The following is a 13,490-nucleotide window of genomic DNA, read 5'->3' on the forward strand; positions in this document are numbered from 1 at the left end:
ACTTAGATTATCCATGCTTATACCGACTTTATGCCGAGTATATGCCGACTTTATGCCAACCTAAATTAATACATACCTCATAGGAGGATAAACAGAAAGAAGAGGAGGTATATACCTCATGTGAATTAAAATACTACAAATAGCTAAAGAACAAGCCGTATACTTCAAATACCACCAAAGGAAGGAGGGGAGAATAGTAAGTACTACAAAATACTGTAAAAAATAGCACAGTAAATGTTTTAAAACAAGAGTTGTATTAGAGAATAAGCCATAACATAGTTAAGACTAAAAGTTAGGGGTTTAGGCTGTGGTGTTATACGTTAAGGTAGCAGATGCTTTGTTGTTTACTTAGGTAAATCATAACTAGGCTTTGTCAATCACTAATTTTGATAAGGCTTCAGGATAACCTCTATCTACTGCAAACTTTCCAGCTAAAACATCAATATCGGTTTTTAATACATGATTCAGTAAAGTAGTAGATTTCAAATCATTTGAAAGCTCAGCAACAATACCTTCCTCAATAATTTTTTGTATAATTTGATTTGCAACTGTTAATGCCGAAGACGCTTTTATAATCTCACTACGTGCATAAAACGGACTAGGAAAACGTACCTCTCCAACCCTTAAGTTAGGATCGTCACCAAAAATTTGTTGTGCACCATATAACGGAGGTCCGCCAACAGTGGCATTTACAAATGATGGCACAAATTGCCCTACAAAAGCAATAGCATTTTCAGTTCTGGTTTTTATAGCTTCTGCAGTCCATTTACGAGAGAGTTTTTGTTCAATATCAGCATTAAATTCAGGTTGCGCATCATCGGTTTTAGATTGTACCAAACCATCATCAAACAACGTAATATCTGTAGTCATACCGTGAATTTGGTAATAATCATCACAGTAAGGCGTAAGTTGTGCCATACCATGTGGCGTACCACGTTCACCATGAAAAATTAACTCCGGAATTAATCCAGCAATAGGGTGCCATTTAGAGACATAAGCCGCCTTAAACTCAATTAAACGTTCAGATTTTAAGTGTAACGTATTATCAATTTTCCCCGTTTTAAACCCCGAAGAATTTACTAAATATTTCACCTTATATGTAGCGTCTTTTGTACATATTTCCCAATTATGAGTCAGGTTTTTAGCTCTAACATCTTTAATATCGGTAACAAAAGTATTTGTTTTTAAAGCACATTTTTCAGAAGCATTCAACGCCAATTGTGCTTGTGCTCCCAATCTAAAAAGATTCCACCCGTATTCTTGTACTAAAATTACAGGTGTTTTTAGTTTTTTATAATCTATCAATTTAATAGCATTACACATCCATTCATCTGCCGTATTTGGGACAGCTGTAGTAGGTTGTGCTGCTAAAATTTGTAAATCGGCTTTATTGTAAAGTTTATAATAATCTTCTGGAGCACCAAGAATTTGGTTTTCTGGATCTTCAGCAATTAATGTTTTGTAATAATCCACCAACATATCTAGTCGGTTTTCAATTTGAGAAACCGCGTATTTTTCTGTCTTCGGAATACTTATAAATGTTGGTCTTTCATCAATAGACTGCGGAAATAAACGCGCCATTTCTATCGATTGTTTTAAGAGAATTCTACATTGCTCATCAGAAATGTCTGGATATAAATTCCCTCCAGCATGCAAATGGCAAAATGGCGGACCATTTACCACGCTATCTTCTTGTTCAAACAAAATATGATCTATGCCATATTCGGCCAATTGTAATGCAATTACAACACCCGAAACACCACCTCCAATAATTCCAACATCATGACTCGTATTCATACTAAAAAAGCGCTTCTAAATCTGTAAAACGATCCACAACCATTGTTGGGTTGTAATCGGCAATATTTTCGTTGTAATTATAACCGTAACTCACACCAATACTATCCATTTTTGCATTTTGAGCTGCCAGAATATCATTCTTTGAATCTCCTACCATGATGCAGTGTGCTATGGGGGTTTGCATTTCCTTTGCTAAATGTAAAAGTGGTGCTGCATCTGGTTTTTTAGTTGCTAAAGAGTCTTCTCCAATCCAAAGTTTAAAGAGATGTTTTATCTCTAGTTTTTCTAAAATAGGGGCAATAAAATTAGAAGGCTTATTTGTGCAAATCACTAACTTATAGCCTTTTTTATCTAACTTAGTTAACGTATCAAAAACACCAGGATACATAAAAGTATGTTGGCAAGTAACTTCGGTATATGCCGAAAAATAAATGTCAAATGCCTCTTTAAAAAACGCATCGGTAATCTCTTTTTCGGGCATTGCTTCAGCTAAAGCACGTTGTACAAGTGGTTTTGCACCATTTCCAATAAACGGAGTAACATCTTGTATTGTTAACGGTGTGGCTTTATAATGTACTAACATTTTGTTGACCGCCAAGGTTAAATCTGGGATACTGTTAATAAGTGTACCATCAAAATCAAATATAATAAGTGTTTTGTTTGTAAAATCCACAGTGTCTAGTTTAGATGCAAAGATGCGGAAGTTTTACTTAAATAGTAAGAATTTACAATGTTTTCGATCAATTTTAGCGTCGTTATAACATTTTCTTAAATTTTGAGCTTTAAAATGTGTTATCCTAATGTTTATGCTCAAATTTTAAAGGCCTTAGAAATGTTTTTAAGACGAAGACCTAATTATGAAAATCTAATTTTAGAAGATTTAGTTATACTTTTAAACTAAAATAAATTGTTAAAAATTTTAGCAGTTTAATGTGTTCAGACCGTTTTATATTAAATTGAAGTTAAACCGTTTGTGTTATTTTGAATACCATAAAACAAGAGTTACCTTATGCATATGGAAAACATTTTAATAGCAGGTGCCAACGGTACTACAGGAAAAAAAATAGTTAATCTTTTGCAAGAATCTCAATATTTTAATCCCATCGCAATGGTGAGAAAAGAGGAACAGCAAGCTTTTTTTAAAGCAAAACAAATAGACAGTGTTTTAGGAGATTTAGAAAAGGAAATGTCTCATATATTTAAAAACAACACTATTCATAAAGTGCTTTTTGCAGCTGGTTCAGGTGGAAAAAATGTAATAGGAGTAGATCAAGATGGGGCAAAACGTCTTATTGACCAAGCAACTAAAAATAATATTAAGAAATTTGTAATGCTAAGTTCAATGGGAGCAGATCATCCAGAGGAAGCAACAGCGTTACAAGACTATTTAAAGGCAAAACAAAATGCCGATAATTACTTAAAAGCTAGCGGACTCAATTACACTATTGTTAGACCAGGAAGTTTAACAAATATGGGCTTAACAAACGCTATTGAATTAGAAGAAAAACTAAATAAGCGCGGTGAAATTAGTAGAGATGATGTGGCACAAACTTTAGTGCGTACACTTAACGATGATGTGGCGCATAATGCCACTTTCGAAATTATAAAAGGAGAGACTTTAATTGGTGTGGCCTTACATAAGTTAAACACCGTTAATATGTGATTTTTAAGTTTTTTTAAAATAAGATTTTTAATACTGAATAGCTGCCGTTTTGGGGGCTATTTTTTTTTATGATGTTTGAAAATTCTGCGTTAGGGATTGTAGTGAAAAGCCCACAGTGCCACGAAGTTTTTTGGCACGAGGACTTGTAACGTAAAGCGCGACCCTTGCGGTAACGCCCAAATTATTTTACGGTTGTAGCAGTTAAAAAACGTTCAACTAAATCTTTTGAATGTGTGGTTTTTGGTACCGGAAATTGAAACCATTCTTGTAACGAAAGATCAAATCCTGCTTTGTTTAAATAGTTGTGTAATGCCAAATTTAAACCTTTGGTGTATTTAGGATGATCGGCACCTTGAGGATCGTTGTGGTGTAAATCATTTTGAGCAAATCCTTGAAATTCGGGACCAGTAATAGTGATACCAAATTCTTCGGGATTCTGACCAATCGGACTGTGGATTGTGGTGGTAAATTGATGCCAAAATGCCGACTGAATACAGTTTTTTTGAAATAATTGACGTACAATTTCAAGCGAATCAATGGTTTCTTGTTCGGTTTGTGTAGGAAAACCATACATCAAATAGGCGTGAACCATGATGTTGTTTTGCGAGAAATTATGTGTTACTCGGGCAACTTGAGCAATGTCTACACCTTTTTTCATTTTAGAAAGTAAACGGTCTGAGGCGACTTCTAATCCACCTGTTACAGCAATGCATCCCGATTTTTCCATAAGTTGACAGAGCTCAAAAGAGAAGGTTTTTTCAAACCTAATGTTGGTCCACCATGTGATTTTTACCTGTCGTTCAATTAATGCGTTTGATAGTGCACGGAGCATTTTTGGTGGTGCAGCTTCATCTACAAAATGAAAGCCTGTAATACCGGTATCGTTAATTATTTTTTCAATTTTATGAACTAAATCTTCAGCAGTAGTATTCTGGTAATTTCCAATATAATCAAGATTAACATCGCAAAAAGAACATTGTTTCCAATAACAACCGTGAGAAATGGTGAGCTTGTTCCATCGGGCGTCCGTCCACATACGGTGCATGGGATTTACAACGTCTAAAAACGAGACATATTTATGATAAGGCAACCCCGAATAATTAGGCGCTGGTAAATTTTTGTGATGGTAAATGGTATTGGGAATTTTATTCTTGTAAACCACTTGTTCATCTTCTAGAATAAAGGTGCGTTCTAGTTGATTAATATCTACTTTTCCGTCAATATAATTTACAATTTTAAGCAACGGACCTTCGCCATCATCTAAAGAAATAAAATCTACAAATTCAAAAATACGTGGGTCTTCTAATGAGCGTAATTCGGTATTACAATAGCCACCACCAAAAGCGACTTTAATGTCTGGGAATAATTGTTTTATAAATTGCGAACAGCGTAAGGCTGCGAATAAATTCCCTGGAAAAGGAATTGTAAAACAGACAAGTTTTGGTTGATGTGTTTCAATTTGAGCCACCAAAAGATCCAACATTGTCTCCTCGATAAGTGTGGGTTGATAGCTTAAAAATTCATCTAACTGATCAAAACTACTTGCAGAAGTGGCAATCTGTTCGGCATATTTAGTGAATGCAAAAAACTCATCAACATTAGCTTGAATAAAATCGCCAATTTCTTCAATATAAAGCGTGGCGTGATGTTTGGCTTTATCTATAATCCCCACATCGCCATCGGCCCATTTAATTTGGGTGTTTACGTGTTTTAAACGGTGCCCTTTGGGTAAAAAATTAGACTTTAATAGTTCTTGTGCCGTTGTAATATCATGCTGTTGCAGAAAAGCAATCACCGTATCAACAGTAGAAATATATTGAGCTTTCTTGTTGCTGACTTCCGGATAATTATAATTCTCCAAATCTTCAGCTTCGCGAAACATATCTTGTAAAAAGTCGCTAGAAAAAACAGCCGTAAATAGCTCAATGCTTAAATCGCAATGTGGCATCACAATATCATGCACTTCCAGAAAACCTTTTAAATAAGCGGTTGCTGGGTATGCGGTGTTTAACTGCGTAAACGGTGGTGTTATAAAAAGGACTTTTGACTGCATGCTGCAAAGATAGTCTTCTTTAAAATAAATGAATTGAAATATGTGCCTTTTTACTCGTTTAGCAAAGGAAAGTAACTTGTAAAAAAAAAGCCCTAAAATTAATTGTGTAATTTTAGGGCTTTTAAATGTTGAAAATAGAATGTACTACAAATCTATTTTATTTATAGTGAATGTGAAGTTACTAATATCGCCTTCAATTTCGTTAATTCTAGAATTAGTATAATATAATTGATTGTTGAAAATACTAAATGTATCAGCCCATTTTATCTGTGTGCCTTCAGCAAAAACACGACTGTTTCCTGTTGATAATTCTACTTTCATAATCTTATCATGTTCTAAATCGGCTAAATAAAGATTGTTCTTGTCATCTAAAATCATACCGTCTGGTGCCGAAGTTTTCATAACAAGTTTTACGTTGTTTTCAATAGCTTCTTTACTACCGTTAATTAGTGTTTCGGTAGGAACCGAAAATAAATTGTAACCTGTTAACGCGTGGTAGTATAAAAGATCGTTTTTAGTATCTAAAGCAATACCATCTGAATGTATTTTACGCTCCCATTTTTTATCATTAAATGTTAGGAAATCTACTGCTGCTAATGTTGAGGCGTGATTATCTAAGACACGTTTTGAAACGCCAGTTTTTAAGTCTAAAATGACAAGACCTGCATGTCCTGAGTCTGTAAAATAAATAACTTGGTTTTTCTTATCTACACGTAAATCATTAATGTACGAATCGTTATGAAAACTCCCTTCTGTTAATATATAAGTGTGTGCTAATTGTTGTGTTTTAAGATCAAAAACAAAAACTCTTGGGCTATCTACAAGTCCTTTAAATTGTGGGTTTCTGGTGTCTAAAACATATAATTGATCTTCAAAAGCCACTACAGATTGTACGGCAATAAATGTAGAATCTGTTACAGGGGTGTCAATCTCCCAGTTGTTCCAACGGGCATCAGGAAATGCTTTAGAAGCTCCTGTACTATCAACTTCCACGACAGCGTTATTAACACCTGTTCGCCATCTTGGGAAATTTGCAAAAATGCGCCCTTGATCACTTACCGTAACTCCAGTAACTTGCTGACCTTTAAAATGAGCAACTTCTGTAATGTTTGAAACTTCTGTTGTCGTTTTTTCTGTTGAAACCGTTTCGGGTTGGTGGTTGTTTTTAGTATCGGTTTTACAACTAACTAAAGCTAGTGTACATACCATAAAGGCTATTTTTTTCATGTAGAATGAGATGATATTAAACTAATTACTTTTACAATTGGTATTTACAAGATTACATTTTTTGCAAAAATCTGGTGTCGTGTTTTTAAACCATAATTTTCTCCAATCTTGATAGTCTTCACTGTTTAAAACATTAATTAAAGAATCTGAACCTACGCTACCAAAACTTTTTTCTTTGGGGAATGGTTTTGCGCAACATGGCGGTACATATCCATCTTGACTTACATAAAAATGATTCCAAGGGAAATTACATGTCTTAAAACTGTTTTCGGTCTTGAAATTTTTGTTGGTAATAATAACATCCTTAACGGTTTTACTAACACGGTCTAGCTCATTAGCAACTGCTAAAAATGCTTCCGATTCATAAAAGTCATAATATTCTATAGGTGTATCTGTGACTGCAGCAAGATTAAATAAAGAAAAATCTAAATAGGTAATTCCAACTTCTTGTGCGTAATTTACCAATCTAGGCATATGTGTGTAATTCTCTTTGGTTACCACCATATTTAGCATCAACTCAGTATCTGTACCTTTGCAGAGTATTGCTAATTCTCTAATATTACTGTCTAATAATTTAAAACTAGATTTTATTCTAATAGCATCATAAACATCATCCATACCATCAATTGATATTTGTATGGTGTCAATTTTACCAATAACTCCTTTTGCTTTTTCAATAAAATTAGGTAGTACTGCGTTTGTAGAAATAGAGATAATAATTCCCTTGTTTTTAGCCTTGATATAATCTACAATCTCTTCAATTTTTTTATACATAAAAGTCTCACCTAATCCGGTAAGCCCAATAGAATCTAGATAAGGATGTGCTTCGTCAATAACGCTTTTAGCATGGTCGGTATTCATCATCCCTTTATCCATTTCTTTTCCGTAAAAATGCTCTCTAGGACAAATTGTACATGCTAAATTACATTGGTTGGTAAGTTCTAGCATTATTGTAGAAGGGTAGGCTACTTTTGTAGATTTAATTAATTTAAAATAGAATCCCTTAATTTTATTGGATGAATAAATTAATAAATTTTTATTTAAAGGTAAATAATAAAGTCGCTTTATTGCTTTCTTTAATTTTCTTTTATTCATGATCGCTTTTTAGTCATTAATCTAATTATCGGGAGCTTGGGTCTCATCTTTTATATGAAACTTATTAACAATAAGTTTTTGATTGGGTTAAAAGTAGTATTTTTTTATAAAAATTATTGACTTTGTGAGAATTAAGTTGGGTGTAGTTAACTTTATAAAAAGGAGTATAAGTAGCTTCTATGATTAGTTATTAAGGGGATTCTAATCAATTTTTATAAAAAAAAAAGAACTGTTTTGAAAGCGATGATAACATATCCCCATTTATGAAAAAAGTGCTGTTTTGTATTTGAAATAATTTTATAGCTCAAAAACAACCAGATTATGAGCTATAAATGTTGTGTTTATAGCTCATGATATATTTTCTAAACAAATATTCTCCAAATTTGAGCCACTAAAAAGGTGATAATAAAACCAGCAATAACGGGTAATATTGAAGCAACTGTTGTCCATTTTACACTATTTGTTTCTTTATATATGGTATAAATCGTGGTGCTACAAGGGTTGTGAAGTAAGCTGAAAAGCATCACGTTTACAGCGGTAAGTAGCGTCCAACCTCCAGAATGTAAAATATCGGCTGTGGCAGTTACAGAGTCTAGCTCAAACATAACACCGTCACCAACACCTCCGGCAACACCTGTTACCATTACGGTTAGCATTAATATGGTTGGTATTACAATTTCATTTGCAGGAATTGCGACTATATAAGCTAGTAAAATAACACCGTTTAAGCCTAATAGAAAACCAAAACCATCTAAGGAGTTAATTGTCCATGTGGCAATACTCTCATCACCTATAAAAATATTAGAAATCAGCCAAATTACCGCTCCTGCTGGTGCAGCAAATACAATAGCTCTCCACAATACAATAGCGGTTCGGTCAATTAATGAGGTATAAATTGTTTTCCAAAATACGGGTGGTCTATAAGGCGGTAATTCTAAATTAAAGGTTGAAACTTCTCCTTTTAAAACCGTCTTTGATAAGGCCCAAGAAAAGAAAAACATAAAGAAAATTCCTAAAACAGCAATGCCTATTACGGCAGATAAAGAAGCTAAACTAGAATAAGTTTCTGGTACTACAGCGCCAATAAAAATAGTAGCTAATAGTATTTGCGTTGGCCAACGTCCGTTACATAACGAAAAGTTGTTGGTAATAATCGCTATTAATCGTTCTCTAGGACTGTCAATAATACGAGTAGCTACAACACCTGCGGCATTACAACCAAATCCCATGCTCATGGTTAAAGCTTGTTTTCCGTGTGCTCCAGATTTCTTAAAAAGATTATCCATATTAAAAGCGACTCTTGGTAAGTAACCAAAGTCTTCTAACAGTGTAAATAAAGGGAAAAAGATTGCCATAGGGGGAAGCATTACTGCAATTACCCAGGCTACGGAGAGGTAAACACCATCAAATAAAAAGCCGTTTAACCACCAAGGGAAACCAATATCTGTTCCTAAACCTTTTAAAAATGGATGTACATTATCCAATAATAAGGTTGCTAACATGGATGATGGATAATTAGCGCCAATAATGGTTAGCCATAATACCACACCTAAAATGAATAACATAATAGGGAAACCCCAAATTTTGCTCGTTACAATTTTATCGATTTTAGCGTCTAGTCTAAATTTAGATTTTTTATCGTCTTTTGTTACTGCATCTTCAACAATTTTTGAAGCATCAGCATAAATACTTTCGGCTAAATTATCGTGAAAATCATCACCAATTTTCCAACGTAATTCTTCCGATAAAGCAATAATATCGTCTATGTTTTTAGTTTTCATTAGTGGCTATTTTTCCTGTTCGTAATGCATCTATAATTTGCGTGTCACCTTCCAAAAGTCTAAAAGCAATCCATCTACTATTTGAAATATTTGGATATTCCTTTTCTATACTTTCGCTCAATTCCTTAACGGAATCTTCTATGTTTTTAGGGATATTCTTTATTCTACGAGGTTTACACTTTATTTTTCCGGTTGCTAATTCACTTATGGTTTGAATTAACTCAGGAATCCCTCTTTGAAATCTCGCACTTGTTGGTACCACAGGAATTCCTAAATCTTTAGCTAAAACTCTAGTGTCAATTTCAATATGGTTTCTTTCAGCTTCATCAATTAAGTTTAAGCACAAAACGGCATTGTTTGTAATTTCTAAAATTTGTAAGACTAAATTTAGGTTACGTTCCAGTCTACTGGCATCCACAACAATTACCGTAACCGTAGGTTTTCCAAAAAGAATAAAATCTCTAGCAACTTCTTCATCTTCTGATGTTGATAAAAGCGAATAGGTTCCTGGTAAATCTACCAATTTGTATTTTTGATCGTTATATTCAAAACCACCTTCAGCTCTTGTAACTGTTTTTCCAGGCCAATTTCCTGTATGTTGTCTCAATCCGGTAAGCGCGTTAAAAACGGTGCTTTTTCCGGTATTTGGATTTCCTGCAAGCGCAACTACAAAATCAAAATCATCGGTTTTTATACCTAGTTTTTTAAGTCCGTCAGCATTAAAATGTCCACAAGTTTCGCAAGCACTTTTAGTTTTGTTTTCCATGACTACTTTTATTGATTAAAATTTTTGCAGCTTGATCTTTTCGCAATGCAATAGTGGTCCCTTTTATAAGATAACCTTTGGGGTCGCCTAATGGGTTTAGTAAATCAATCTCAACGGTGGCACCTCTTACAAAGCCTAAATCTAATAAACGACGTCTGCTTTCTCCACGAGATTCTTTTGAGAGTCCAACAATTATAGCTTTTTCATCGAGTTGTAAACTAGATAAACGGGCAATGTTTTCTTCTTCAATTTCTGTTTTTTCTAAGACCGATACTGTAATGTTTCCTGCTACAATTGGAGCGAGTACAAATTGCTCTCCTTCCGAATGAAAAACAACACGTGTTTGGTTGCTTTCAATAATACGAATGGTAGAGTAGAGGTGAATGTTTTCGGCTAAAATTTGCTTGTAAATAATATCGGGCTCATCTTCAATATGAATAATTTTACCAATAGTATCTACTTTTAATGATGATAATTGCACTCCGCGTTTACGCATCATTTTACCTTTACTTGTAGGAATTGGATCGCCATGTGGATCAAACTTTGGGTTTCCTAAAAGACTTGATAAATTATTAATTTCGGCAGCGCTTAATTCATGCTCCATTTTTTCGGCTCTTTCGTGCCATTCTTTTTTATGAAATCCTGTCTTTTCAGAAAGGTATTTTTCCCATAAACGGTGTGCTCTAATAATTTGTAGCGCGTATTCATTACCGTTTGTGGTTAAATTATAACCGTCCTTTTCTAGAAAAATAAGGTCAGTATCAATCATTTTATTTAGACTTTCAATAATTAATGAATTCGAAAAACTTAAAGCATTCGTTAAATCATTAGTGGTGATTGTGTTTTCTGAAATATGATTGTGATACAGAAACTTTAAAATGTCTTCTATAATCGTTTTGTCTTTTTGATGATACGTGTTTTTAAGATTGAAATACAAACCTTTTTTAGGTCTGAAAACCAAAAATAATAACAAGCTTACCCCAAAAAAGATAGCGAGCGCTGTGAGTGGATTATAAGTCATCGTTTTAAGTATAAATTATTAATGACGTCTTCAGAAATATTAAACTGCTTTTTATCAATTTCAATAGTGATAGAATTATCAAAATCTTCTTTATCTATCACCTTAATTTTAGCGCCAATAGTGATGTTGTTTTTGGTAAGATATTTTAAGAATTTATCCGAATCATCTTTTACTTCTACAAAAACACCTTCGTCATTAATAGCTAATGCGCTTAAACAAATGGTTTTTATAGTAATGAAATTTCCATTAGCATCAGGAATGGGGTCGCCATGCGGATCAACTTTTGGGAAATTTAAAAATGCATCTAATTGATTGGTGAGTTTTTCAGAATGAATATGCTCTAATTGTTCGGCAATTTCATGAACTTCATCCCAAGAGAAATTTAACTTCTGAACCAAAAAGGTTTCCCAAAGGCGGTGTTTTCTAATTACTGAAAGCGCGATTTTTTCACCTTTAGTATTGAGTTTTGCGCCTTTATATTTCTGATAGATTAATAAGTCTTTTTTAGCTAATTTTTTTAGCATATCAGACACCGAAGATGCTTTGGTGTCAATTTTCTCAGCGAGTAAATTTGTGTTTACATCTGTTTTGTGTTTCTGCTCTAAAGCATAAATCTCTTTGATGTAATTTTCTTCGGATTTTGTAAGCATAAAAATATTAGTTTATGCAAAGATAAATAATATTTAGACACGCCTAAACTGTAAAGCGTTAAAAATCACTTAATACTTTTTATGATGTTGTATTATGTTTTTTTTAGGTAGAAGAAATGCGGGTTATTCTATAATTTCGTAGTCAATATCTAGCTTTCTTAAAGCTCTCAATGCCGATCCAGAATTTTTATCATCAACCTCAATATCTACGGGATCGCCTTCTAGTAAAATATCAGTAAGTTCGTTTGCTAAGCTAGAACCCACTTGAGAAGATAATTCTGTAATACATTTTGCAATAGCTCTTTTATCTGGTCTTTGCGCATCGCAAGACAATAAGTTTAATTTCATAATAGGACGAATTTATGTACTAAAGTTAGTGATTATATCTTAAACCAAATGGGTTTACAATTTACTTTCGGTATTTATAATACTATCTACAGCTAATCTGTATTTTTTAGGATTAGTTGCTTTTTTAATCGCTTTATATGTTTTTTGAGGATTGGATGTAGATTGTGCAAAGAACTCCCAAAACCCTAGCATTTTCATTTTTATAGGCGTTGGTCCCGATAAATATTCATCATATTGTTGGTAAATAGTATCATGGAATTCTGCAAAAATCTGCCAACGATCTTTAGGATATTCTGTAGTATCGTTTTTTATCATACTTGGTAAAAAAGGATCAGCAATTAAGCCGCGACCTATCATAAAATGATCAATATTAGGAAAGCGTTTTTCAATAGCTTTATAAGCCGAAACACTAGTAATATCTCCATTATAATACAGCTTGTGTTTGGTGCTACTCATGCATTTTTCAAAAGCATCTAAGTTTACCGGACCTTTATAAAGTTGTTTTCCAATACGCGCATGAATTGCGATATTTTTTAACGGATAGGCATCCAAAATAGGAAAAGCGTCTAGTATTTCTTCGGCATGTTCATAACCCATTCGCATTTTCATAGACACCAAAATATCGGTTTCATTATGTGCGCGATGTAAAATATCATTGATTTTTGCCGGATTACATATTAAACCCGATCCCATTCCAGATTTTGTAACCATTGGATATGGACAACCTAAATTCCAGTTTAATTCTTTGTAACCTAAACTCTGTACATATTTTGCAACATATATAAACTCATCGGCATCATTGGTAATAACTTGCGGAATCACCTCTAAAGTGCTGTTGTTTTCTGGAAGTAAATCGTTTTGATACGACTGTTTGATTTTTAATTTTCCGTTAAGCCTAATATAAGGCGCGTAAAATGTATCAATACCTCCAAAGTAATGATGAAAAGCGTTGCGAAATCTAAAATCTGTAAAACCTTGTAAAGGTGATGAAAGTAATGTAGAAGCCATCGTATTATTTAATTGGGCAAAGATAGTGTATTTGGTGGCTCGTTTTAATTTAGTTTTATAATATGCGTTTTTATCTGAAAT

At 33.6% G+C, this 13,490-nt stretch carries 10 protein-coding genes and 1 pseudogene; 1 reads left to right on the plus strand and 10 read right to left on the minus strand.

Translation table 11 applies throughout. The annotated features are described in order from the left end of the window. Positions 1 to 363: 363 nt before the first annotated feature. Together ACU4C5_RS08640 and ACU4C5_RS08645 are read right to left on the minus strand one after the other, a co-directional pair. Entirely contained in the window at positions 364 to 1,797 is a 1,434-nt protein-coding gene (locus ACU4C5_RS08640) for a hypothetical protein (protein WP_446843800.1), read from the minus strand. Position 1,798: 1 nt separating this feature from the next. Next, positions 1,799 to 2,470, minus strand: a complete 672-nt coding sequence (locus ACU4C5_RS08645; RefSeq protein WP_446843801.1) for a phosphoglycolate phosphatase — start codon at positions 2,468 to 2,470, stop codon at positions 1,799 to 1,801. 342 nt (positions 2,471 to 2,812) lie between these two features. Between ACU4C5_RS08645 and ACU4C5_RS08650 the strand changes: the two genes are divergently transcribed. Then, positions 2,813 to 3,460 (plus strand): SDR family oxidoreductase, encoded by a 648-nt coding sequence (locus ACU4C5_RS08650; protein ID WP_446843802.1) that lies wholly within the window; start codon positions 2,813 to 2,815, stop codon positions 3,458 to 3,460. 181 nt (positions 3,461 to 3,641) lie between these two features. Here ACU4C5_RS08650 and ACU4C5_RS08655 read toward each other — a convergent pair whose 3' ends face one another. The 8 genes and pseudogenes from ACU4C5_RS08655 to ACU4C5_RS08690 all read right to left on the minus strand — a co-directional run bounded on the left by ACU4C5_RS08655 (position 3,642) and on the right by ACU4C5_RS08690 (position 13,409). Continuing rightward, positions 3,642 to 5,513, minus strand: a complete 1,872-nt coding sequence (locus tag ACU4C5_RS08655) for a B12-binding domain-containing radical SAM protein (protein ID WP_446843803.1) — start codon at positions 5,511 to 5,513, stop codon at positions 3,642 to 3,644. Between the two features lie 144 nt (positions 5,514 to 5,657). Next, positions 5,658 to 6,740 (minus strand): L-dopachrome tautomerase-related protein, encoded by a 1,083-nt coding sequence (locus ACU4C5_RS08660; RefSeq protein ID WP_446843804.1) that lies wholly within the window; start codon positions 6,738 to 6,740, stop codon positions 5,658 to 5,660. A 21-nt stretch (positions 6,741 to 6,761) separates the two neighbouring features. Beyond that, a complete protein-coding gene (locus ACU4C5_RS08665; protein ID WP_446843805.1) occupies positions 6,762 to 7,835 on the minus strand; it encodes a radical SAM protein in 1,074 nt (357 codons plus the stop codon). Positions 7,836 to 8,197: 362 nt separating this feature from the next. After that, a pseudogene (gene feoB / locus ACU4C5_RS08670) lies at positions 8,198 to 10,382 on the minus strand (ferrous iron transport protein B). Beyond that, positions 10,366 to 11,403, minus strand: coding sequence for a metal-dependent transcriptional regulator (locus tag ACU4C5_RS08675; RefSeq protein WP_446843806.1), 1,038 nt, complete (start codon positions 11,401 to 11,403; stop codon positions 10,366 to 10,368). Before ACU4C5_RS08675 ends, feoB begins: the two are co-directional and overlap by 17 nt. Then, positions 11,400 to 12,053: a metal-dependent transcriptional regulator gene (locus ACU4C5_RS08680; protein WP_446843807.1), complete on the minus strand. Its 654-nt coding sequence runs from the start codon at positions 12,051 to 12,053 to the stop codon at positions 11,400 to 11,402. The genes ACU4C5_RS08675 and ACU4C5_RS08680 overlap by 4 nt, the downstream gene beginning before the upstream one ends. Before the next feature lie 123 nt (positions 12,054 to 12,176). Next, entirely contained in the window at positions 12,177 to 12,401 is a 225-nt protein-coding gene (locus ACU4C5_RS08685; protein ID WP_446843808.1) for a hypothetical protein, read from the minus strand. A 54-nt stretch (positions 12,402 to 12,455) separates the two neighbouring features. Beyond that, on the minus strand, positions 12,456 to 13,409 hold the full coding sequence (locus ACU4C5_RS08690; protein ID WP_446843809.1) for a tRNA dihydrouridine synthase: 954 nt from the start codon (positions 13,407 to 13,409) through the stop codon (positions 12,456 to 12,458). Positions 13,410 to 13,490 lie beyond the last annotated feature (81 nt).

It is taken from the genome of Lacinutrix undariae (genome assembly GCF_052934785.1).